Consider the following 24,567-nt stretch of genomic DNA (forward strand, 5'->3'; position numbering starts at 1 on the left):
CGCGATTCGGGCAAGGATTTTTTTATGCCGAAATCATGATGAATGAAAAGAAACTGTAATAGTATTATGTCTAAATTTGACGTATAATGAAGTGTGTTGAAAATCAAACTTTCAGATTTTTCATCTTTTTACAAATGAATGGGTCATAAACTGTCGAATGCTTTCGAAGAGTATGACCGTGCGACATAAAATGATATAAAAGATTAGGTGATTTCATGATAGAGATGAAAGAAGTATACAAAGCCTATCCGAACGGTGTAAAGGCGCTAAACGGGATTTCAGTTACCATTCATCCCGGAGAGTTTGTTTATGTTGTCGGACCGAGCGGAGCGGGTAAATCTACTTTTATTAAAATGATATACAGAGAAGAAAAGCCGACAAAAGGGCAAATTTTACTCAATCATAAAGATCTCGCATCGGTTAAAGAAAAAGAGATTCCTTTCGTGCGGCGTAAAATAGGTGTAGTCTTCCAGGACTTCAAGCTTCTCCCGAAACTTACTGTGTTTGAGAATGTGGCTTTTGCCCTTGAAGTAATTGGAGAACAGCCGTCTGTCATTAAAAAACGGGTGCTTGAAGTGCTTGATTTGGTGCAGCTGAAGCATAAAGCGAGACAATTCCCTGACCAGCTTTCAGGCGGGGAGCAGCAGCGTGTCTCTATAGCCAGATCAATTGTGAACAGCCCTGATGTTGTCATTGCAGATGAACCTACGGGAAACCTTGATCCGGATACGTCTTGGGAAGTCATGAAGACGCTGGAGGAGATTAATAACCGCGGAACAACAGTCGTAATGGCGACACATAATAAAGAAATCGTAAACACCATTAAGAAACGTGTCATTGCAATCGAAGATGGTATCATTGTGCGTGATGAGTCAAGAGGGGAGTATGGTTCTTATGATTAAAATTCTCGGGCGCCATTTGCGTGAGAGTTTTAAATCTCTCGGGAGAAACACATGGATGACGTTTGCATCCATTAGTGCAGTAACCGTTACGCTGATTTTAGTCGGCGTGTTTTTAGTGATTATGCTGAATTTGAATAACATGGCTACGAATGCTGAAAAAGAAGTCGAAATCAAGGTATTGGTTGATCTGACTGCAGATAAGAAGGCACAGGACAAGCTGCAGAACGAGATAAAAGACCTGAACGGCATTCAAAGCGTCACTTTTTCATCTAAAGAAAAAGAGCTTGACCAGTTAGTTGACAGTTTTGGAGACAGCGGAAAATCCCTGACGATGCAGGATCAGGAAAACCCGCTGAATGACGCGTTTGTCGTGAAAACGACCGATCCGCATGATACGCCAAGTGTCGCGAAAAAGATAGAAAAAATGGATCATGTTTATAAAGTTACTTACGGAAAAGAAGAGGTCAGCCGTTTGTTTAAAGTGGTCGGCGTTTCCCGCAACATCGGAATCGCGTTAATTATCGGCTTATTGTTTACGGCGATGTTCTTAATTTCCAACACCATCAAAATTACGATTTTTGCAAGAAGAAAAGAAATTGAAATCATGAAGCTTGTTGGTGCGACGAACTGGTTTATCCGCTGGCCGTTTTTCCTTGAAGGATTGCTGCTCGGCGTATTCGGTTCAGTCATTCCGATCGCGCTTGTATTGAGCACTTATCAATATGTTATCGGATGGGTCGTTCCGAAGGTTCAAGGATCATTTGTCTCTCTTCTTCCATATAATCCGTTTGTATTCCAAGTCTCGCTTGTATTAATTGCAATTGGCGCAGTGATTGGAGTATGGGGAAGCCTGACTTCCATCCGCAAGTTTTTGCGGGTATAAACATAAGAAAAGCCATCCCGATTGCGGGGCGGCTTTTTTCTTTTGCCTTCTTTTTCTTCTATGATTACATGAAATCTCCATCCTTTACATATACTATCTCTAGGTTTTGCAAAGACAGTCTGGCATACAGGAGGAGTAAAGGATGAATCAAAAAATAATCGCTGTGATAGCGGCGGGGAGCATGCTGTTCGGAGGCGCCGGCGTATATGCGGGAATGAACCTGCTGGAAGCCGAAAAGCCCGAAGCCGCAGCTGTTGCCGCAACGGCTCAAGCTGACTCTGATCGGGCTGCAGCTATGGATAAAATTGAAAAAGCATATGAATTGATTTCGAATGAATATGTAGAAAAGGTTGATAGAGAAAAGCTGCTTGAAGGAGCCATTCAAGGGATGCTGTCTACATTAAACGATCCTTATTCCGTCTATATGGACAAGCAGACGGCAAAGCAATTTTCTGATTCTCTTGATTCCTCTTTCGAAGGCATCGGGGCTGAGGTTGGAGTGGAAGAAGGCAAAATCATTATTGTATCTCCATTTAAACAATCTCCTGCGGAAAAAGCCGGGCTGAAGCCGAATGATGAAATCATCAGTATTGATGGAGAATCGATGGCGGGCAAGGATTTAAATGACGCTGTCTTAAAAATAAGAGGAAAGAAAGGTTCCAGCGTGTCAATAAAGATTCAGCGGCCCGGGACGAAGAAGCAATTGTCATTCCGCATTAAAAGAGCTGAAATTCCGCTTGAAACGGTGTTTGCTTCAGAGAAAAAAGTGCTGGGGCATTCTGTCGGGTATATCTCCATTACTACTTTTTCTGAGCATACGGCGGAGGATTTTGCAAAAGCATTGGGCAAGCTTGAGAAAAAAGGAATTGAAGGCCTTGTGCTGGATGTTCGAGGAAACCCGGGAGGATATCTTCAAAGTGTTGAAGAGATTCTTAAGCATTTCATTACAAAGGATCAGCCGTACATTCAGATTGCTGAACGCAATGGAGATAGAAAACGTTATTTTTCAACATTGACCCATAAAAAAACATACCCTGTCAATGTCATCACAGATAAGGGGAGCGCCTCTGCTTCTGAAATTCTTGCAGGCGCATTAAAAGAAGCGGGGCATTATGATGTTGTAGGTGACACGTCGTTCGGAAAGGGAACTGTTCAACAAGCTGTACCGATGGGAGACGGCAGCAATATTAAATTGACGCTTTACAAGTGGCTGACGCCAAACGGGAATTGGATTCATAAGAAGGGTGTTAAGCCGACCATTGCGATAAAGCAGCCTGATTATTTCTCCGCAGGTCCATTGCAGCTAAAAGAGCCTCTTAAAGCTGATATGAACAATGAAGATGTGAAACATGCACAGGTTTTGCTGAAAGGACTCAGTTTTGATCCGGGTCGGGAAGACGGCTATTTCAGTAAAGAAATGAAAAAAGCGGTTTTGGCCTTTCAGGATCAAAACAAGCTCGCAAAAACGGGTGTGATTGACAATCGCACCGCGGAGAAAATAAATCATTTAATTGAAATGAAAAAATCAGATGAAAAAAATGATTTGCAGCTTCAAACGGCGCTTAAATCATTATTTGTCAATTAAAGGAGATGGTGTTCCATCTCCTGTTTCTTTGTGCTTAATGAATAAATAATCCATAAGTCACATAAAAATTGAGTTTTTGACAAGATATTAAAAAATTTTTCACAAATAAACATTTATAAAGGACCGAGATTACCCGATATCAATATATGAGAGAGACTTTCTAACGAGAAAATATGCATTTAAAATGAAACTTTTGCAAGTTGCCTAGTCTTTGTTTACTTCATACAATATAAGAAGGTTCTAAAAAGAACAGTAATCAGGTTTATGGCAGCTGAACTACAGGTATTTAAAAGAGAAACGTTAGCGAGAATGCTTGTTAGCACTCCAGTACTGCTGCTTATACTGGCCCGTGCTTATCTGTACAAAGAAAATGGGGGTTCACAATTGAAGAGGGCAAGTATTGTGCGTGAAAAAAAATATTATGAATTAGTGGAACAATTAAAAGACAGAACACAAGACGTAACATTTTCAGCTACAAAAGCACTAAGTCTTCTTATGCTGTTTAGCAGGTACCTAGTGAATTACACAAATGTTGAATCGGTCAATGACATTAATGAAGAATGTGCCAAGCATTATTTTAATTACTTAATGAAAAACCATAAACGATTAGGAATCAATCTGACAGATATAAAGAGGTCGATGCACCTGATCAGCGGGTTATTGGACGTTGATGTAAACCATTATTTAAAGGATTTTTCACTATCGAATGTCACGCTGTGGATGACGCAAGAGAGATAAACCCTCCTGAGGATATCCAAGCCATTTAATATTTGATAGAATATGAGTAATATGTTTGGCTTGAGGCGGTGAAAGATAGTGTCTGTTCAATGGGGATTTGAACTGTTAAAAAGTGCGGGCCTGTTCTTTTTGCACCCGCTATTCTGGTTTTTTGTCATTGTAAGTCTGGCTTTCGGATATGTGAGGATCAAACGTGAGCGAAAAACCTTTCATACAAGAATAGCAGACATTTATGATGAACTGAAATTTACATATACAAAAGGGTTAATTCCCGGTATCCTTTTGTCTATTGTTTTAGGGGTACTCGGAATTTCTATTCCTCTCGGTATGCTTGCGATTATTGCCGTTATGACTGCAGCGGCAGCGCTCACTCTTCGCGCAAACTGGATGTCTGCTGCATATATCGTCAGTGTGAGTATGCTGATAGGTTTTGGACTGCAAGTGAATCAGGCTGAACCTTTTCTGGATCGGTTTCCGCAAGGCTTTGCGGTCATGTGGCCGGCCCTGGCGGTGTTTTTGGGTTTATTGGTTATCGCTGAAGGAGCGGTTGCATATCGTTCTGCCCATGTGAAAACATCACCGGGATTGGTCGTCAGCAGCCGCGGTTTGCCGATCGGTCAGCAGCTTGCAAACCGTATATGGCTTTTACCGCTGTTTATTCTTGTACCTGGCAATGGATTAGAATCACACCTCAGCTGGTGGCCTGTGTTTTCTGTTCCCGGAGGGTCATTCCATTTTCTGTGGATACCTTACTTTGTTGGATTCGGCCAAAGGGTGCAGGGTTCCCTTCCTGAAACCAGTATAAGAATCACAGCGAAGCGAGTCTGTATACTCGGGCTTATTGTCTCCGCTCTCGGTGCTGCGAGTTTGCTGTGGACGCCGCTTGCGGGTGCAGCTGTCTGTGCGGCTGTATTAGGACGTATTTTTCTGTCCGTGAAGCAAAGGGTAAACGACAATGCAGCACCGTTTTATTTCTCCAAGCGTGATCAAGGCTTAATGGTGCTTGGCATTATACCAAATACACCGGCTGAAGATTTGGAATTAAAAATCGGAGAAATTATTACGAAAGTCAACGGCGTGCCCGTTAAGCACGTATCAGATTTTTATGAAGCGCTCCAGCGCAACCGTGCGTATGTGAAGCTTGAAATTATCGGTCTGAACGGGGAGATTCGCTTTGATCAGCGTGCGTCTTATGAGGGAGAACATCATGAATTGGGCATTCTGTTCGTAAAGGATGACCGTGAAGATGAAGCAGCCGCTTTGCCTGGATCATAAAAAACAGCCCGGCACCACATATTTTGTGTGGCGCCGGGCTGTTTTGTTTTACGCTGAATTTTGTTCCATGCGTGCCGTTTCGTCAGATTTGATGCCTAACGAAACAAAAACACCAATGATGGATACCGCGAAGAGAATAATAAATAACGTGTGATACCCAGAAATCAGGCCAATTAAGGCTGACGAAATAATGCTTCCGAAATAACGGAAGGTCGAGAAAATGCCGGAAGCCACTCCGGACATCGCGGGCTTTACTGTGGCAAGGGATGACACCTGCATGCTGGTCAGTCCGACTCCGGATGCAAGCCCTCCGAGAACAAGAGAGATCATCAGGAAGAAAACGGAATGGGAGCTGCTCAAGAGCAAAAATAACAAATTGGCTCCGGCCATCATCGCAAATGAGAGAAATATGATTTTTTTCGCACCCCATTTATGATGGAGCTGAGCGCCTGCCCAATTGCTCGCCGACATAAATATCGAAAAGACGGAAAGCGCCATGCCGCTGTTAGACGTATTAAGCCCAAACTGGTTTGTCATGAATAACGGCATAATCAATAAGACGGCATACATCATTAGATTGCTTAACAAGACGGATAGATTGGCATTTGTAAAGGTTGAGCTTTTAAACAGCGCAAAATCAATGATTGGATGCTGTGTGCGTTTTTCCCGTCTGAAAAAAAGCGGGACAAAAAGCAGTATCAATATGCTGTATAATGCATAGCCCCATGAAGACTCATTTTTCGTCAGCAGGATAATCGAAACGATGCTGCCTGCCAGCAAGAGAGAGCCGATAATATCCAGCGGCGCCTCTGATTTGTTTTCTTTATATTGAGGAAACATGGTCAATGCTGTAAATAAAGCAATGGCGAGAAACGGGATGTTGACCCAAAAAATCGAATGCCAGCTGAAGCTGTCAATCAAAAGAGAGCCGATAAACGGCCCGAGAGCGGCGCCCAGACCCGCGCCGAGCCCGAAATAGCCAAATACTTTCGGAAGGCGTTTCTCTGATACAACGTGCCGGATAATGGCAATGCTGTTTGGCGTGAGCAGTGCCCCGCCGACAGCCTGCAAAGCCCGAAATACAATTAACAAAAACAGGCTCGGCGATAGAGCGCAGCCTAATGAAGCAATCAGAAACAGGCCGACGCCCCATAAATACATGGTTTTATTGCCGTACATGTCACCGAGTTTTCCAGCTATTGGCTGTGTGACGGCCATGACGATTAAATAAACGGTAACCACCCAAGTGATGCTTGCGATGGATTCGTTATACGTATGTGATATAGATGAAAGCGCGACTGCGATCATCGTTGAGTTAATGGGAACCAGGATGGCCCCCAATAAAAGTGAGACGATCAGCGCCCATTCTTTTTTTGAGCTCATTGGGATCCTCCTTTTGTTTTGCCAAGGAGCTAACGGGCAGTAATTCCTTTGACGAATACAGCTGTACTATGCTCCAGCATTTTTTCCTGGGGCATTGTAATCACTCTGTCTCCTAAATGAAGACGGTGTACAAAGTAACCAAAAATCATCGAAATAAATACATCGGCATGTTCCGATTCATCTCCTGTCTGGATAGCCCCTTTCTCACCCATGCTTGTGAGATAATCAACTAAAAGCTGTTTCATAGATTGGGGATATTCAGTCACATGGTCGATGACATCCTGAAACATGGCCGGTTCACGAAAGCTGATTTTAATTATATCTTTTCTTTGTTCAAGCTCTTCCAGCAGACAGGTTCCGATATGCAGCAGGTCTTTATACAAATCACCCTCTGTTTGCTCAAAGATGCGATTTCGATTTGCAGAATGCTGAGAAAGCAGAGCCTCGACAAGCCCCTGTTTGTTTTTAAAATTCCTGAAAATCGTCGCTTCACTTACGTTTGCTTTTTCTGCAATTTCTTTTGTAGTCGTTGCACGATATCCTTTTTTGACGAGCAGCTGCATGGCAGCGTCAAGGATTCTGCGGTTTGTCGGTCTCAATACATTTCACCTCACGAATATACTGGCAGGACAAGTATACACCTGCCCCGCTTGTATAATAAAGAGGGTGGGCGCATCAGGACCGGCTGACAACTGTGATTTTGCCGCTGTTTCCGTCTACAGTGACGATGTCTCCATCTCGAAGCCTTTCTGTCGCTGCACGTGTGCCGAGAACAGCCGGAATGCCGTATTCCCGTGCGATAATCGCTGCGTGAGACAAGATTCCTCCGGTGTCTGTAATAATGGCTTTGGCATCTTGAAACAGGCTGGTCCATAGCGGTGTCGTCATTTTGCAAACCAGGATGTCTCCAGGCGCGAATCGAGAAAACTCACTGGCATCCCGAATCAATTTAACCGGCCCTGTTGCGATACCGCTTGATGCTGCAATTCCGAAAATATCATTCTCCGTGTTTTTTTCATCTTCTATGACAGCACCGACAATTTCTTCAGCCGCTTTCAGCTGCGCTTTTGTCGGTGTACCGAGATAAGCAGGCGCCTGTGCCAGCTCATACTCATGAAAGATTTGTCTCCGTTTTTCAGCCTTCTCTTGAAGGGATACGGGATGAAGGAGCGCGTTTTCCACCTCGTCATCATATAAGAACCAAAGGTCTTCTCGATCTCGGATCACACCGCTTTTTGCCAGCAATTCTCCTACCTTCAGCAAAAAGACTCTTGCCTTGGCATCCAGCATAGCATCAATGTAAAAATGATGATCATCTTTAATATTGGACGAATTCAGCGTCCATTGATAATAACGTTCAAATTCTTTCTGCAAAGCGGAATCCTCAATGCTTTGCAAGAATTCATTGTACAACTTCTCACGTTTTTCAATGGTCTTCTTAAATTCGTTGTCAAAATGATAGCCATTGCGGACGTAGTTTTGAATATGAGTCAATGCGTAATATGGATTCTCTGCCCAAGTCTGTTCAATCAGATCGTGGCTTTTTACAGATCTCCATCCGTATTCCTGTAAAAATTCATTGATTTTTTGCAGGAAACGTCTGCCCTCGTCGATTTGTTCTAATTTCTTCTGCAGCTGTTGCGGCTCGGTATGCTCAAAAATGGCTGTCAGACTCGGATTTTCTCGTACTTCAACGGAGAATTGCCATAGGCCGCGGTCTGTTTCCAGCGATTTGTTCATGACTCCTGTCAGCATTTCATAAAAATGTGAGTTTTCAGCTTCACCCTGAATGTTTTGATACATTGCTTGCAGTTTGTTCGTCAACAGAATTTGCGGGAAAACGATATTGAAGTGTTCCTCATAGGCCGTGAGATAAAAGGCCTTCAGTTTTTTAAAGGCCTCCAGCGCACTTTCCGGAGTGTGTTCCGTTTGTGTGAGTTGGTCCAATGTCCGGTAAAACGGAAGGTACGTGTTATGAATGATGTCGTACATGCGCTCGGCCAATATCGGAAAAAGCTCTTCGGCACTGTCCTCAGGAGGCTGTTGTTGTCCGCCTTGATTTTTTGAATAAATATGTCCCCGGTAAACTTTTACTTCATCGACGATGACACCGATCGGGAACTGCTGCATACTTTTCTTTAAGCCGTATTCAAGTGCGGGCACAATAAAAGATGAAAATAGCGGACTGACCGGGCCTTCGATGTTGGACTCCATATTGAGCCAAAAATCATCCATATCCTCGCCGGTGATCATGAAGTTCCGTTCTTCCTCAGCCGCTTTTTTATCCTGTTCAATGGTGGTAATTGGCCGTGCCTGCAGAAGGTACAGTTTATGATTGGCGATGCCGAATTCTAAATCAACAGGATATCCGTATAGGGCTTCGGTTTTTTTGGTGATTTCAGCCAGCTCAATTACCTGTTCATCTGTAAGGCAAAAACGGCTGCGCATGTCTTCGCTCGTTTCTTTTTCGGCAATGCCTTCTGCTGCGGACTCCATGTAGATCTCTTTTAAACCCATTTCTTTCTGAATCTCAAATGAAGCTTTATGAACGATATACGTGTCAGGAGTGACGCTTCCTGATACGACCGCTTCTCCCAGGCCGTAGCTGGCGCTGATTAATAACTCTCTATCATCATGGGTAACGGGATTTTGGCTGAAAATCACACCCGATATTTCTGAATTAATCAGGCCCTGCACCACAACACCCATTAACGGCTCTGCGATTTGATTGTTCATTTTCTTCTTATAGCGGCTGACCCTGCCTGAGAAAAAGGAGGCCCAGCATTCTTTCACCTTAGCCAGAAATTCTTCTTCTGTTTTTATATTTAAATAGGTTTCATATTGACCGGCGAATGAAGCGCCCTCTAAATCTTCTGAGGCTGATGATGAGCGGACGGCCACGGAACGATATGATTCTCTCAGCTCGTAAAAGGAGCTCGTCAGTTCGTTCTTTAGCTCATCTGAAAATGCTCCGGCAATAATGGCATTTTCGATATTTTCGCTTGAATCATGAAGCTGATTATCCTCCATAAAACGGGCGAGAGCGTTCGTTTGAATGATAAACCCATCTGGAACAGGAAGTCCGTGTTTGGTCAGTTTAATCAGATTCATGCCTTTTGCTCCAGCCAGCTGACTGGATTCTTCAGCTTGGCGAAATAACACAGAGTACATGTTTAAAACCCCTCTTTCCTTAGTATTTTTCTCTCTATCTTTTATTTTTGGGAGCCAATGTTCAAAAAAATGATAGTGAACACTATCACTCAATTGTAGGTTTATAGGAAAATGTTGTCAAACGCAAAAAGCCCTAAATAAAATGAATATTTAAGTTAGTTAGATGATCATGAAAAATAAAACTGAGCGGGTCTGTTTGCTTATTTTTTCGTATTCGCAAATCGTTTCACTGAGCTTTCAGATCGCTGTTGGTCAAGCTTCCTTCACTTAAACGAGACTTAATACCTACCTTCCTGTTGATTTGACAATCAGTACAGTTTCAGCTCTCATTCAGCCGCACTAAAGTCAATTTTTCTTTATATTTGATACCGTCTATTTTGCCTGCCGGTAATCTATTATTTTATTATGAACATTTCTTCTGTCCGGGTTGAATAGCTGGATTTGGGTCTTGCCAAAAAATCGGACGAGGCATCTGTCTATCTATAAGAAGAGAGTTTTGCGGCAGGGCACGATGATTGAATTGAACTGAAAAAGGGTATGGTGTAAAAAGAGGGAACCATTGCACGATTGTCCGATTCTTCATTTTTTACTATAATCAAATCAGATGAAGAATCCCTGAGGAGGGTTTTTGTGATTACAAAAGCCGTTTTTGCATTATTTTTCCCTTTTATGCTTGTCGTCCTATTTACGAGAGTGACCTTTAACCATTATGTGGCGATCGCTCTTACAGCTGCATTGCTGTTTGCTTCTTATTTAAAAGGCTATACAGAAACGTATTTTATTGTAGGATTAGATGTTGTCTCTCTTGTGGCCGGCGGACTTTACATGGCCAAAAAAGCTGCTGAGAAAAAAGAAGAATAAACCGGACATAATGAATATAAAGATGAATTCCTGCTTTTACGTTTTAAAAGCAGGTTTTTTATACATGAAAATAGCTGGAAATAAAAAACCACCGAACTTTAGTTCGTATTTTTGGTGATTTTGCTTTCCATTGTGTTACTATATCTATAGGAAGATTTCGTTAAAGAAACGGAGGCTTATTTGTGAAAGATCGCTTTGAGTTAGTCTCAAAATACCAGCCCCAGGGAGATCAGCCGAAAGCCATTGAAAAGCTTGTCAAAGGCATTCAGGAGGGCAAGAAGCATCAGACTCTGCTGGGTGCAACAGGAACGGGCAAAACATTTACGGTGTCCAATTTGATTAAAGAAGTCAATAAGCCGACACTCGTCATTGCCCATAACAAAACCCTTGCCGGACAGCTTTACAGCGAGTTTAAGGAATTTTTCCCGAACAATGCTGTCGAGTATTTTGTCAGCTACTATGATTATTATCAGCCGGAGGCGTATGTGCCTCAAACGGATACATTTATAGAGAAAGATGCCAGCATTAATGATGAAATTGATAAACTCAGACACTCCGCTACATCGTCTCTGTTTGAACGGAGAGATGTGATTATCATTGCGAGTGTGTCTTGTATTTACGGTCTCGGTTCGCCTGAAGAATACCGTGAAATGGTTGTGTCATTGCGTCCTGAAATGGAAATTGAGCGCAACGAGCTGCTTAGAAAGCTTGTTGACATTCAATATGCCCGCAACGACATTGATTTTCAGCGCGGTACGTTTCGTGTGCGCGGAGATGTAGTGGAAATTTTCCCGGCATCCCGTGATGAACACTGTGTAAGAGTCGAGTTTTTCGGAGATGAAATTGAACGGATTAGGGAAGTGGACGCCCTGACCGGAGAAATTTTAGGCGACCGTGAACATATCGCGATTTTCCCGGCATCCCACTTCGTTACGCGGGCCGAAAAAATGGAAAAAGCGATTCAAAATATCGAGAAGGAGCTTGAGGAGCAGCTGAAGGTCATGCATGAAAACGGCAAGCTTCTGGAAGCGCAGCGCTTAGAGCAGCGGACGAGATATGATCTTGAAATGATGCGGGAAATGGGATTCTGCTCCGGCATTGAGAATTATTCAAGACATTTGACGCTTCGCCCGCCGGGTTCAACGCCGTATACGCTTCTCGATTATTTTCCTGACGATTTTATGATTGTGGTGGATGAGTCGCACGTGACGATTCCTCAGGTGCGCGGCATGTTTAACGGAGACCAGGCGAGAAAGCAGGTGCTGGTGGATCACGGATTCCGTCTTCCGTCAGCGCTTGATAACCGCCCGCTCCGGTTTGAAGAATTTGAAAAGCATATGCACAATATCGTCTATGTGTCAGCCACACCAGGGCCGTATGAAATTGAACATACAGATGAAATGATAGAGCAGATCATCCGTCCGACAGGGCTTCTTGACCCGCTTATTGACGTGCGGCCGATTGAAGGCCAGATTGATGATTTAATCGGTGAAATTCACGCGAGAGTTGAACGGAATGAACGGGTGCTTGTAACGACTTTGACGAAGAAGATGTCAGAGGACCTAACCGATTATTTAAAAGAAATCGGCATCAAGGTTAATTATCTGCATTCAGAAATTAAGACGCTTGAACGGATCGAAATTATTCGTGATTTGCGTCTCGGCAAGCATGATGTGCTCATTGGCATCAACCTCCTGAGAGAGGGGCTTGATATTCCGGAAGTATCCCTGGTTGCGATTTTAGATGCGGATAAGGAAGGCTTCCTGCGTTCGGAGCGTTCGCTTATTCAGACGATCGGACGGGCGGCGAGGAACGCGGAAGGCCGTGTCATCATGTACGCCGATAAAATGACGAAGTCTATGGAAATTGCAATTAATGAAACGAAACGCCGGCGCGAGCAGCAGGAGCGGTTTAACGAAGAACACGGCATTACGCCGCAAACGATTAATAAAGAAATTCGTGACGTGATTCGTGCGACTGTGGCTGCTGAGGACAAAGCGGAGTATAAAACAAAAGCTGCGCCGAAGTTGTCGAAAATGACGAAGAAAGAGCGTCAGAAAGTCGTCGAACAAATGGAGCACGAAATGAAGGAAGCCGCCAAGGCGCTTGATTTTGAAAGAGCCGCGGAGCTTCGCGATTTACTTTTAGAGTTAAAAGCGGAAGGATGATGAAAGAATGGCTATGGATCGGATTGAGGTGAAGGGAGCAAGGGCGCACAACCTGAAAAATATTGATGTGACCATTCCGAGAGATCAGCTTGTCGTTGTCACGGGCCTGTCTGGTTCAGGGAAATCCTCCCTTGCCTTTGATACCATATATGCAGAAGGGCAGAGACGATATGTTGAGTCGTTATCCGCCTATGCCCGCCAGTTTTTAGGGCAAATGGATAAGCCTGATGTCGATGCGATTGAAGGGCTTTCTCCTGCCATCAGCATTGACCAGAAAACAACGAGTCGAAACCCGAGATCTACTGTCGGTACGGTAACGGAAATTTATGATTATCTGCGTCTTTTGTATGCGAGAGTAGGAAAGCCGCATTGCCCGGAGCACGGAATCGAAATCACGTCACAGACCATTGAGCAGATGGTGGACAGGATTTTGGAATATCCGGAGCGGACGAAGCTTCAGGTGCTGGCGCCGATTGTGTCCGGCAGAAAAGGCGCTCATGTAAAAGCGCTTGAGCAGATCAGAAAACAAGGCTATGTCAGAGTCAGAATTGACGGCGAGATGGCCGAGCTCTCTGATGAGATCGAATTAGAAAAGAATAAAAAACATTCAATCGAGGTTGTCATTGACCGGATTGTGGTAAAAGAAGGCGTAGCAGCCCGTCTGTCGGATTCATTGGAGACAGCGCTTCGATTAGGTGAAGGGCGTGTCATGATTGATGTGATCGGTGAGGAAGAGCTGATGTTCAGTGAGCATCATGCCTGTCCGCATTGCGGATTTTCAATCGGTGAACTTGAGCCGCGGCTTTTTTCATTCAACAGCCCATTCGGAGCGTGTCCAACGTGTGACGGTCTAGGTATGAAGCTCGAAGTTGATGCAGATCTTGTCATTCCCAATCAAGATTTGTCGTTGAAAGAGAATGCAATTGCCCCTTGGACGCCGATCAGCTCACAATATTATCCGCAGCTTCTTGAAGCGGTCTGCACCCATTACGGCATTGATATGGATGTACCGGTAAAGGATCTGCCGAAGCATCAGCTGGATAAAGTCCTTTATGGAAGCGGAGATGACCTGATTTATTTCCGTTACGAAAATGATTTCGGGCAAATACGCGAAGGTGAAATCCAATTTGAAGGCGTATTGCGCAACATTGAAAGACGTTACAAGGAGACAGGCTCGGATTTCATCCGTGAGCAGATGGAGCAATATATGTCCCAAAAGGCTTGTCCGACTTGTAAAGGTTATCGGCTAAAGAAAGAGGCGCTTGCGGTACTGGTCGACGGACGTCACATCGGAAAAATTACCGAGCTGTCTGTCGGAAATGCCCTTGATTTCTTCAAAGACCTTACGCTTTCTGAAAAGGATATGAAGATTGCCGATCTGATTTTGCGGGAAATTGTGGAGCGTTTAAGCTTTCTGGACAAAGTTGGACTTGATTATCTGACACTGAGCCGGGCAGCGGGAACATTGTCCGGGGGAGAGGCGCAGCGGATCAGGCTGGCAACTCAAATCGGTTCGCGGTTATCCGGTGTGCTTTATATTTTAGATGAGCCATCAATTGGTCTGCACCAGCGTGATAACGACCGTTTAATCAGCGCGCTGAAAAACATGAGAGACCTGGGGAACACACTGATCGTCGTAGAACATGATGAGGATACGATGATGGCAGCCGATTATTTAATTGATATCGGCCCGGGTGCCGGCATCCACGGAGGACAAGTTATTTCCGCGGGAACTCCGGAAGAAGTCATGGCAGATCAAGATTCGTTAACAGGCAGTTACTTATCAGGGAAAAAGTTTATCCCGCTGCCTCCCGAAAGAAGAAAACCGGACGGCCGCTATATTGAGATTAAAGGCGCTTCAGAAAACAATTTGAAAAAGGCAAATGCCAAGTTTCCGCTAGGAACGTTTACAGCGGTTACGGGTGTATCAGGATCAGGGAAAAGCACCCTCGTCAATGAAATTCTTCACAAGGCACTGGCGCAAAAGCTTCATAAAGCAAAAGCGAAGCCCGGCAGCCATAAAGAAATCAAAGGCCTCGAACATTTAGACAAAGTCATTGATATCGATCAGGCGCCGATCGGAAGAACGCCGCGGTCAAATCCTGCGACATACACCGGTGTTTTTGACGATATTCGCGATGTATTCGCACAGACAAATGAAGCGAAAGTTCGCGGCTATAAGAAAGGCCGTTTCAGTTTTAATGTGAAGGGCGGACGATGTGAAGCCTGCCGCGGAGACGGGATTATAAAAATTGAAATGCATTTCCTTCCTGACGTATACGTGCCATGTGAAGTGTGCCACGGCAAACGCTACAACCGGGAAACACTTGAAGTGACATACAAAGGAAAAAGCATTTCTGATGTGCTTGATATGACGGTCGAAGATGCTCTTTCTTTCTTTGAAAATATCCCGAAAATTAAGCGCAAGCTCCAAACCCTGTACGATGTTGGTCTTGGTTATATTACGCTCGGCCAGCCGGCGACTACCTTGTCAGGCGGTGAAGCGCAGCGGGTGAAACTTGCATCTGAACTGCATAAACGCTCAACCGGCCGCACGCTGTACATTTTAGATGAACCGACAACAGGTTTGCATGTCGACGATATCGCCAGACTTCTTGTCGTGCTTCAGCGTTTGGTTGATAATGGGGATACAGTGCTTGTCATTGAGCATAATCTTGATATCATCAAGACGTCTGATTATATTGTTGATCTGGGGCCCGAAGGCGGAGCCGGAGGCGGCACCATTGTCGCGTCGGGAACACCGGAGGAAATCACTGAAGTGGAAGAGTCGTATACAGGGCGTTATTTGAAGCCTGTTATGGAGCGTGACAAAAAACGCATGAAGTCACTCTTGGAAGCGAAAGAAACTGCAACATCTTAAAACCCTCTTTTCAGAGGGTTTTCACTTTTCTTTGCAGTATTTATTAAAACGTCTTCTTATACAGCTGCCGGCTCACATTCATTAAATCTTGAACAATATGAGTGCTGCTGCTGTCCAGAAGAACTTTTATATATTGAATGTCATGAGAGATGGGAAGAGGCCCGTGAATCTGTTCAAGCTCGGCTAACATTTCACGGTTCATTCTTTTTTGTTCATGAATCAGTTTTAAAACGGATTCTTGTGTTACTGTATAGTCACTGGGATCTTTCTCCATTGCTTGTCCAGCCTCCTTGATTGCCGTAAGCTTTTTACATATTGTAATCGGTACGGCTGAAAGATTCTACTTCTAAAACTTTTTAAAATCCAATTTCCGTAAATGGAAGCATGTCTAAAGGATGATTTTGAAACCTCTGGAGGTTTTATACGTATATCTATCTAAGTAAAACGTCCTGACTTATTGTCACGGATGATTAACGATTGGAGTTGAATAAATTGAACCGTAACCAAGCCATAATTGCATCACTTTGTTATTTCAGCGTCTTTATCGCGCCGGTCATTGTGCCGATTGTCGCTTATTTTGTTGTTGATGAGAAAGAGACAAAACGTCACGCGATACGTTCTCTGCTTTCTCACATTGTTCCTTTTGCCGGCTGGCTGGTTTTATTTATCGCTTTTCTTGGCGGGGCTATTGCCATAGATGGGGACAGTGTGATGCCTGTATTTGTGATGATTGGCGGTGCAATCGTATATTTCTTAGTTGTGATTGGCATTATGATTTGGAACGTCATTCAGGGCATTAAGGTGCTGCGTGCAGCATAAGTAGATCATAGGGAGGAGATCGAATGAAGCAGGAAAAGGAACGAATCCTCAAGCTTGTGGAGGAAGGAAAGCTGACGGCACAGGAAGCACTGACGCTGATTGAAAAGCTCGACAGCGACTATAAGGAAAAAGAAGAAAAAATCACGGCTCTGTCAGTTAACGTTCATGAAGAGGATGAGCCATTCACAGCGGCCAAAAAAGAGGGCAGCAAGCCGTCTTTAGGGGCGAAGCTGTTCGATTGGATTGATTCTGCTGTGAAAAAGGTCAAAGAAGTTGATCTTGATTTGAACTTCGGTCACTCGTTTGACGTACAGCATATTTTTCAATTTAAGGATAATGATTTTTCCAGTGTAGAGCTTCAGATCGCAAACGGCAGCGTAAATATTGTTCCGTGGGAAGACGAGGATATCAGAGCGGAATGCCAGGCGAAGGTATATCGCACTGACAGCCAAGAAGCAGCAAGAGACGCTTTTCTTCAGCATATTGAATGTGAAATCAAAGGAAATAAGTTTTTTATCCGTACAGAAAAGAAAACGATGAAAACCAATGTCACATTGTATATTCCTCAGAAGGAGTATGATAAGATTCGGGTGAAGCTGTTTAACGGACCGATCAGAGGGGAACATTTACATGTAAAAGAGTTCTCGGCGAAAACGACAAATGGCGTGCTGTCGTTCTCGAATTTGACGGCTGAAAAAGCTTCGGCAGAAACGGCGAACGGCCAAATTAAGCTAGCCAATCACAATTGCGGCACGATAGAAGCGGAAACCATTAACGGGCTGATTGATCTGCGCGGAAAAAGCGAATCCATTGATGTTCAAAGCTTTAACGGAAATATCGCGATTACTGTAACAGAATCAGACTGCCGCTCGATTTACACAAAAACGACGACTGGAAATGTGGAGCTGTCGATTCCGGATGATCTTGCGGTGAAGGCTGAACTGAAAAGCAATCTCGGCTCGCTGTCCCACGAATTAATAGATGTTGACATGCTGAAAGAAAAAAATGATACCATTCAAAAAGAAATGATGTTCACTTCTAATCAAGCACATGATCAAAACATCGCCGTTTTCTCCGAATCATTAACTGGCGCCATCAAATTAAAGTATACACAGAGGTGATCGAATGAATAGATTATATCGTTCAGAAAAAAACAGGAAAATGGCCGGCGTCATCGGCGGCCTGGCGGAGTATTTCAACTGGGATGCGTCACTCCTCAGAGTGATAACCGTCATTTTGGCCGTTATGACAAGCGTTATTCCTGTTCTGCTCATATATATCATTTGGATTTTTATTGTTCCGTCAGAAAGGGATATGAAGTAACATGGTCAAATGGGCAGTCAGCATTTTAGTAAATGCATTATTATTAATCGTCATTGACGGTTACATTGATTCCATCCATATCAGCAGCATCGGGGCAGCGATTATTGCCAGCCTCATTTTATCAATCTTAAACGTGCTGATTAAACCGCTCTTGATTATCTTTACGCTGCCTGTCACAGTTGTGACGCTGGGTCTCTTTTTGTTTGTGATTAATGCCATCACCTTGATGATGACAGCGTCCATTATGGGTGACAGTTTTCAAATTGACGGCTTCGGATCAGCCATCTTGGCATCTGTTGTCCTGTCGGTGTTCCATTTGCTGATTCAAAAAGGCATTTTAGAACCGCTTCGAAAAAAATAAAAGCTGCCATGCAAATGGCAGCTTTTTTACATAAGATGTTTTTCTTGTTTGATGTCATGTTTCGCCTGATGCATATACGGCAGAAGGCAAAAGCTCAATATGGCAAATGCGATACCCAAAAGGCCAAAGGACATGACAGACGGCATCCGTGTCAACAGATAAGCTGATATCATCGGGCCGGCCGCCATACCTGTATATCTGACAAAGTTAAAGATTCCGATCGCGCTCCCCCTGTTGTGTTCAAACTCATTGGTGATCATCGTGGAATACAGGGGAGGAATAACCCCCATCGAGACACCGAACAGCGCCAATGTGAGAGCCATAAGAATGATCGAGACGGAATGGGTAAAAGCAAATAAAATGATGCTGACCGCTGCAATTGAATTGCTGTAGACAAACAATGTACTTAAAGGAACTTTTGCCTGTATGTTTTTAAACAGAAAGGTACCAGCGATTGTGCTTAACGCCAGAGGCAAATATAACAGTCCCGCTATCTGTACATCCATATGATAATGTTCCGTCAGCAATATCGGAAGATAGACAATAACCGCAAAATAAATGAAAAAGAGAAAAAAGCTTAAGGTCAGAATGACATTTCCAGCTCTGTTTGTGAAAATGGATTTATAATGAGCAAGCAAACTGCTTGATTTTGCATCTTGCTTTGATCCGCTATGAGAATCCTTAGGGAAGAAAATGCTGTTTGTTGCTAATAAAATAACAGAGATCACCGTCAGCATCCAAAAGATCCCTTCGTGTCCGTAAGCCCCGCCGAGAAATCCCCCGAGGACAGGAGCAATAGCCGGGGCGGCCGAAAGCTGCATTTGATACGTACCCATGGCATTTCCGCGATCATTGCCTGTAAATAGCTGGCCGATTGTGGTGGCTGCAATGAGAGGGAGTGCTGCGGAACCGGCTGCCTGTACGATTCTAAAAATAAGAAACAAAGTAAAATCAGTGGTGACGGCACACACGAAACTGGCTGCCGCCGTTGCCAGTATTCCGGCAAGCAAGACATAACGCGCGCCTTTAAAATCGATGATGGCGCCCAAAATAATTTGCATAATGGCTGTCACAATCATAAAAACTGAAATTGTCAGGTTTACGAGGGTTACAGAGACATGGAAAGATTCTTTAATAATCGGGATGATGGGTGAATACATATTTTGGCTTAAAGAAGCAAAAAATGCGCTGAAACAAACAATATACAAGATCAGCATTGCTTTTGATTTCGTTTGAGCCATAAAACAACCCCCTTTTTTACTTTACAGGTTTCTCTGAAGTATCATCTGTTTGCTCAGCTTCAAGTCTGGAGGTAAGCTGTTCTAAAAATTTCAATACAGCATTCTGTTCATCTTGTGAGAATGAATCAAGGAATTGGTAAAATGCCAGCTCCTTTTTTTTGTGCAGTTTTTCATGCAAATCAAAAATCTGTCTGCCTTTACGGGTTAATTTGAAATAGACTTCTTTTTTGTTATCAGTCAGCTGATAGCGATTGATAAATTCTTCTTTGATCAGTTTTGTGCTGATTTTCGTTACGTTCGCTTTTGATAAGTTCATTTTTTTGGCAATTCTCGTATTATTAATCGGTTCATGTTGGCCAATACAGTCAACGACATGGATGCTAGTGATGTTTTTGGGAACATCAATCACATCTTCTTCTGCGGCCTCCTTAAAGAACTGCTGAAGTGAAGTATTCGCTTTTTGTTCATTAAGATGCAGGAGCCGAACGTATATGTCGTATATCAGCTGTTTTGTCAGACCGGACATAGGCTACCTTCTTTCTTTGAATGAATGGTTTACCAGGAAATAATAAAAATTGTTTACCGGTGAACGATTTGATTTTATCTGTACTTGTTTTTGTTGTCAATTGCTGGTGCTTAAGGAAGCTTAAAAATGACCAGTAAAAATAGTGTAAAAACCATGGCATTTACACTTATTTTCAATTTTTTAGGGCTGATGATATTGACACATGGCAGAATAAGGGATGGAATGACCGATGTTTACTGATAAACATTAATTGTGGTAATCGTCTATGAAATGAAAAAAGGTTATTTCTGAAAATGATCCGTTGAAGCTTTAAGTGCTGTCTATCAATAATCCATCTCATTTTAAGAGGTGAATGAGATGGAAGCTGTACCGTGCTTATCTCTTTTTAATGCGAACTCTTGTATCGCTTGAAATCATTCATTATGAAGGCTGTTATCCATCAATCTGCCTCTCTGATTTTATCGTTAACCGGTTTAACTTCAAGAGGCCGATGTCTTTTTGTTCTTTTTGCACAAAAATTAACTCATAAGCTTCCCTGTTCAGACGCAAAATACGTGAAAAGGGAGGTGTCGTGATGAGAAAATACACAGTCATAGCTTCTTTATTATTGTCTTTTCTGTTTGTTCAGTCTGGCGGCTATCATGAAGCGAGGGCTTTGCCCGTCATAAAGCAGGAACCGTTCCAAACGCCTCATTACATACCCTTGCTTGAAAACCCTCCTCAAATTGAAGTGAAGGCTGAAATGAAGGGCAACCTGATTATTCAGGCGCACGTGCGTGACAGTGAGTATCAATCGTTTTCTGCCTTTTTGTTTTATAAACAAAGCAATGAACTGGGCTATAAAATGGTGCCGATGGACCCAACCCCTGGAGCTATCCGCCAGTTTTTGGCGCAAATTCCGAAGAGGTCAATCTGGAATAGCGAGCTCGAGTATTACATTGTGTTCTCGAATGGAAAGCAGCAGGTGGAGTCAGAAACGAAGACACTGAAGCTGGATGGATTTCAGGCTGATCTCGCCCATATCCCGGAGCTGCTGATCACCGAGCTTGCGGTTGATACAAAAAATACCGGGCGTACAGACGGTTATGAATTTATTGAGGTATATAATACAACCGACAGAACAATTGATTTTAAAGATTATCACATCCGATATCGCTATCCGAAGGAAGGGCCGGACTCCGATTTGATTTGGAGACCTGATCAGCGGGTCGTCATTCCTTCTGGCGAAACCTGTGTATTTTGGCTCAAGCCTGCCGGACATCCTGAGTTGACAGCGGATGATTTTAACCGGCACTATCAGACACATTTGAGAGAAGGGGAAAATCTGTTGGTGCTGGAAGGAACAGAGGGCATGGCGAATACCCGGCCGCGTGCGGTTGCGATATCGACGAATACAGGGAAGGATATTTCAGTTGCGCACTACAGAAAGCATGCGCTGCGCCGCCTGTCGTCTGTGCTTTATAAATATCCTCTCGATGGAACAGCGGAACTGCTCAACATTTCAATAGCAGAAAAAAATCCGTCGCCAGGCTCGGTTTTACAGGCGCAGGTTCCAGAGCAAAAACGAAAAATGATGCTTGATAAAGAAAAGCCGGTTATAGAAGATTTAACAGACCGCAAGCCTGTCCGTCCGGCTGAAAGCATTGAACTGCGGGCTGACATACGTGACCGCAGTTTAGTGAAAACGGCCGCCTTTTATTATCGAACAGATGAAAACAAACCGTTCAAACGCATTTTCGCTGAAAAAGACCGCAACGATCATTTGTACCATTATATTGTCTACTCACCTGAGCTGATCGGGAAGGATCAGCTTGAGTATTACGTCGTAGCCGGTGACGGGATTAATGAAGCGAAGACGCCTGTCAAAATGATTGATATTAAGCAAACAAGCAAGTCGCACGGTTTGCGGATGAATATAGAAAACAGAGATACACTTTCGGGGACACAGTTTCTCAAAGCGACTACGGATGGGCGGACTGACAGCATTAAGTTGTGGATTGACGGAAAAAAACAACTGACAGAGCCCGCCATGGAAAAAGAAGTATATTTTGCGTTCGATACCCGAAAAACGAACCTTTACTTTAAAAATGCTGTAACGATGGACGGCAAGGTGCTAAAAGTCTTCGATGATACGACAAATAAATACCGCACCTACTCTGTCCCTCTGCCGGAGACGCTGCTTCAAAAAGGGAATCAGCTGCAGCGTATCACGATACGATCGGGTTCAAAGGTATCTCCGTTTGATACGGCTGAAAACCGTGATGACTTTTTAGTCAAAAATGCCCGATTGGTATTATCGGATGGAACGGTGATCAGGGATGAGCGTATTTCTCCCGAGAAGGAGCTTTTTATTGGGGATAATCAGCGCTCAAATAAAAGCTGGCCGTTTCAATTTCATTTGCCTGACGGACTGTTTACGTCACAGCTGCTGAAGTGGGATACAGAGAAGCTGACTGAAGGAGCCCATCATATTGCAGTAAGCGACGGGAATGAAAACCTGAGTTTTGTAGTGCGGGTTGATAATTCAGGGCCGCACATCGAACCGAATGTGACGGACGGACAGACGTATAAAGGAAATCTGGTTCTGCAGGCAGATATGTTTGATAAATGGAGCAAAATAGAGGAAACAGAGGCATTTTTAGATGGTGACAGCATTACGCTCCCATATCATACGTCAACTTCTGAGCTGTCTCCGGGCAAACACACGCTGAAAGTCTCAGCAACAGATTTGGCTGGCAATAAAACGGTTATTGAGCGGACATTTAAGACAGAGCGGGAGCATCCGGACCAGCCGGAAATCGTAAATAGCGATGCCGATACGCACAAAGCCAAGCTTTCGGTGCGGGTGAAGGATCCGACGAATGATGCGATGGATGTGTCTTTTTACAGAGGCTTTCAATATACCGCGCAAAACAGAAATAATGTGAAAATTTTTAAGCATGCGTCACTGACTGAACCTCCGAAGAGCTTTGTCCCGGAAAGCGAGACGCCGTTTACCAATGAAGAAATGAATCGGGTGTCAGGAGCTGACGGAAAAACAGTGTCAACTGAAGAGAAGGAGCTTTTTCCTTATCACCGTTTTGAAGTGACGGTTGACCCGTCCATTGATGAGAATGATTTAGCTGAAGCCGTTTGGAGAGGAAGCTCTCTGCCGGGGAGGAAAGTGACAATGTACGCTTGGAATTACCGGACAAGCCAGTGGCAGCCGATTGACAGCTTCGTTGCCAAAGATGACAAACAGTTCACGCTAAAGGCGTCTGTCATCGCTTCCGATTATGTACGGAAATCTAAGGTGAATATCATTGTTCAGGACGAAATTCCTCCTGCGAAGGATATGTATACCTTTGTCTGGATGTCAGACACGCAATATTATGCAAAAAGCTATCCGCATATTTTTGATAAGCAGACTGCATGGATCAAAAATACCCAAAGGAAGCTGAATACGAAATACGTGTTTCATACAGGGGATATTGTAGATGATTCCGCGGATATCAGACAGTGGAGAAACGCTGATCAATCAATGCGTGTCCTGGACAACAGCGGAATTCCTTACGGCGTGCTGGCCGGAAACCACGATGTCGGTCATAAGGACGGCTCCTACAGGGCATTTGGCAAATACTTTGGCAGCCACCGTTTCGATAAGAGACTGTATTATGGCGAATCGTACAAAAATAACCGCGGGCATTATGACCTCATATCAAGCAGCGGCAATGATTATATCATGCTGTACATGGGCTGGGGCATCACGGACGAAGACATCGCATGGATGAATCAAGTGCTGAAGAAGCACCCTGACAGGACAGCTGTCTTAGCTTTTCATGAATATTTACTCGTAAGCGGAAACAGAAGCCCGATCGGCGAGAAAATTTTCAAGAAAGTTGTCAAGCCGAACCCGAATGTCGTGATGGTGTTAAGCGGACATTATCACAGCGCGATGAGAAAAACAGATGAGCTGGATGATGACGGAGACGGAAAACCGGATCGTCTCGTACATCAAATGCTTGCTGATTATCAGGGCGGGCCCGAGGGCGGCCAGGGATATTTGCGTTTGATGCAGTTTGACCAGGCAAACAATGTGGTGCATGTATCCACATACTCTCCGTATTTGGATGATAAAAACTTTTATGATACAGATAGTTACGGCAACAAGGATGAGTTTACGCTGGAGCTTGATCTGAAGCCAAGAATGAAAAGAGTAGAAACCGATTATTTTGAATGCAATGTCTATACAAACGAACAGCTCGGAAAACGCGAGAAAGTGAAAAGCGGGGAAACCGCCGAATTCCTTTGGGAGAATCTAGAGCCGAGTTCTGTTTATTATTGGTACACCATTGTGGAAGACAGCTTTAACGGAAAAACGAAATCACCGATCTGGAAGTTCAAGACGAAAAAAGAAACCTATCGTCCAGCGCCAGACCAGTTTGATTTTCGCCGTGTCTCCAATCCTTAA

Annotated in this window: 19 protein-coding genes; 13 read left to right on the top strand and 6 right to left on the bottom strand. The window is 43.9% G+C overall.

Features of this window, described 5'->3' with window-relative positions; translation table 11 throughout:
• Positions 1–215: 215 nt before the first annotated feature.
• From ftsE to minJ, 5 genes are all read left to right on the top strand, one after another.
• On the top strand, positions 216–902 hold the full coding sequence (gene ftsE / locus DIC78_RS13445) for a cell division ATP-binding protein FtsE (RefSeq protein ID WP_010332047.1): 687 nt from the start codon (positions 216–218) through the stop codon (positions 900–902).
• Complete coding sequence (ftsX, locus tag DIC78_RS13450; RefSeq protein WP_024123007.1) at positions 895–1,785, top strand: permease-like cell division protein FtsX; 891 nt, start codon at positions 895–897, stop codon at positions 1,783–1,785. The genes ftsE and ftsX overlap by 8 nt, the downstream gene beginning before the upstream one ends.
• Positions 1,786–1,927: 142 nt before the next feature.
• Entirely contained in the window at positions 1,928–3,370 is a 1,443-nt protein-coding gene (ctpB, locus tag DIC78_RS13455) for a carboxy-terminal processing protease CtpB (protein ID WP_127696436.1), read from the top strand.
• Between the two features lie 384 nt (positions 3,371–3,754).
• Positions 3,755–4,108 carry a swarming motility protein SwrAA gene (swrA, locus tag DIC78_RS13460; protein WP_015251121.1) on the top strand — a complete coding sequence of 118 codons (354 nt, stop codon included), beginning with the start codon at positions 3,755–3,757 and terminating at the stop codon, positions 4,106–4,108.
• A 78-nt stretch (positions 4,109–4,186) separates the two neighbouring features.
• A complete protein-coding gene (gene minJ, locus DIC78_RS13465) occupies positions 4,187–5,383 on the top strand; it encodes a cell division topological determinant MinJ (protein WP_101859875.1) in 1,197 nt (398 codons plus the stop codon).
• 48 nt (positions 5,384–5,431) lie between these two features.
• On the opposite strand, the gene DIC78_RS13470 is transcribed toward minJ, so the two are convergent.
• The 3 genes from DIC78_RS13470 to DIC78_RS13480 all read right to left on the bottom strand — a co-directional run bounded on the left by DIC78_RS13470 (position 5,432) and on the right by DIC78_RS13480 (position 9,937).
• Positions 5,432–6,766: an MFS transporter gene (locus DIC78_RS13470; RefSeq protein WP_127696437.1), complete on the bottom strand. Its 1,335-nt coding sequence runs from the start codon at positions 6,764–6,766 to the stop codon at positions 5,432–5,434.
• A 29-nt stretch (positions 6,767–6,795) separates the two neighbouring features.
• A complete protein-coding gene (locus DIC78_RS13475) occupies positions 6,796–7,365 on the bottom strand; it encodes a TetR/AcrR family transcriptional regulator (protein ID WP_127696438.1) in 570 nt (189 codons plus the stop codon).
• Between the two features lie 76 nt (positions 7,366–7,441).
• Entirely contained in the window at positions 7,442–9,937 is a 2,496-nt protein-coding gene (locus DIC78_RS13480; RefSeq protein ID WP_127696439.1) for a PEP/pyruvate-binding domain-containing protein, read from the bottom strand.
• Positions 9,938–10,567: 630 nt separating this feature from the next.
• Between DIC78_RS13480 and DIC78_RS13485 the strand changes: the two genes are divergently transcribed.
• The 3 genes from DIC78_RS13485 (at position 10,568) to uvrA (ending at position 15,847) form a co-directional block, all read left to right on the top strand.
• Positions 10,568–10,798 carry a CsbA family protein gene (locus DIC78_RS13485; RefSeq protein WP_003228053.1) on the top strand — a complete coding sequence of 77 codons (231 nt, stop codon included), beginning with the start codon at positions 10,568–10,570 and terminating at the stop codon, positions 10,796–10,798.
• A gap of 182 nt (positions 10,799–10,980) precedes the next feature.
• Entirely contained in the window at positions 10,981–12,966 is a 1,986-nt protein-coding gene (gene uvrB, locus DIC78_RS13490; protein WP_010332039.1) for an excinuclease ABC subunit UvrB, read from the top strand.
• Between the two features lie 7 nt (positions 12,967–12,973).
• Positions 12,974–15,847, top strand: a complete 2,874-nt coding sequence (gene uvrA, locus DIC78_RS13495; protein WP_106019629.1) for an excinuclease ABC subunit UvrA — start codon at positions 12,974–12,976, stop codon at positions 15,845–15,847.
• A gap of 43 nt (positions 15,848–15,890) precedes the next feature.
• On the opposite strand, the gene DIC78_RS13500 is transcribed toward uvrA, so the two are convergent.
• Positions 15,891–16,121, bottom strand: coding sequence for a hypothetical protein (locus DIC78_RS13500; protein ID WP_024123000.1), 231 nt, complete (start codon positions 16,119–16,121; stop codon positions 15,891–15,893).
• Between the two features lie 218 nt (positions 16,122–16,339).
• Here DIC78_RS13500 and DIC78_RS13505 point away from each other — a divergent pair, with 218 nt between their 5' ends.
• From DIC78_RS13505 to DIC78_RS13520, 4 genes are read left to right on the top strand one after another with little or no spacing between them, the layout of a single operon-like run.
• The gene (locus tag DIC78_RS13505; RefSeq protein WP_101859879.1) at positions 16,340–16,666 is read left to right on the top strand and encodes a hypothetical protein; all 327 of its coding nucleotides are present in this window, start codon (positions 16,340–16,342) and stop codon (positions 16,664–16,666) included.
• A gap of 23 nt (positions 16,667–16,689) precedes the next feature.
• Positions 16,690–17,787: a DUF4097 family beta strand repeat-containing protein gene (locus DIC78_RS13510; RefSeq protein ID WP_024122998.1), complete on the top strand. Its 1,098-nt coding sequence runs from the start codon at positions 16,690–16,692 to the stop codon at positions 17,785–17,787.
• A gap of 4 nt (positions 17,788–17,791) precedes the next feature.
• On the top strand, positions 17,792–17,989 hold the full coding sequence (locus DIC78_RS13515) for a PspC domain-containing protein (RefSeq protein WP_024122997.1): 198 nt from the start codon (positions 17,792–17,794) through the stop codon (positions 17,987–17,989).
• 1 nt (position 17,990) lies between these two features.
• On the top strand, positions 17,991–18,350 hold the full coding sequence (locus DIC78_RS13520) for a phage holin family protein (protein ID WP_010332033.1): 360 nt from the start codon (positions 17,991–17,993) through the stop codon (positions 18,348–18,350).
• Between the two features lie 26 nt (positions 18,351–18,376).
• On the opposite strand, the gene DIC78_RS13525 is transcribed toward DIC78_RS13520, so the two are convergent.
• On the bottom strand, positions 18,377–19,591 hold the full coding sequence (locus DIC78_RS13525; RefSeq protein ID WP_127696440.1) for an MFS transporter: 1,215 nt from the start codon (positions 19,589–19,591) through the stop codon (positions 18,377–18,379).
• A gap of 16 nt (positions 19,592–19,607) precedes the next feature.
• Complete coding sequence (locus tag DIC78_RS13530) at positions 19,608–20,117, bottom strand: MarR family transcriptional regulator (RefSeq protein WP_127696441.1); 510 nt, start codon at positions 20,115–20,117, stop codon at positions 19,608–19,610.
• A gap of 574 nt (positions 20,118–20,691) precedes the next feature.
• Between DIC78_RS13530 and DIC78_RS13540 the strand changes: the two genes are divergently transcribed.
• A complete protein-coding gene (locus DIC78_RS13540; protein ID WP_106019626.1) occupies positions 20,692–24,567 on the top strand; it encodes a lamin tail domain-containing metallophosphoesterase family protein in 3,876 nt (1,291 codons plus the stop codon).

This window comes from Bacillus halotolerans (assembly GCF_004006435.1).
Lineage (GTDB): Bacteria > Bacillota > Bacilli > Bacillales > Bacillaceae > Bacillus > Bacillus halotolerans.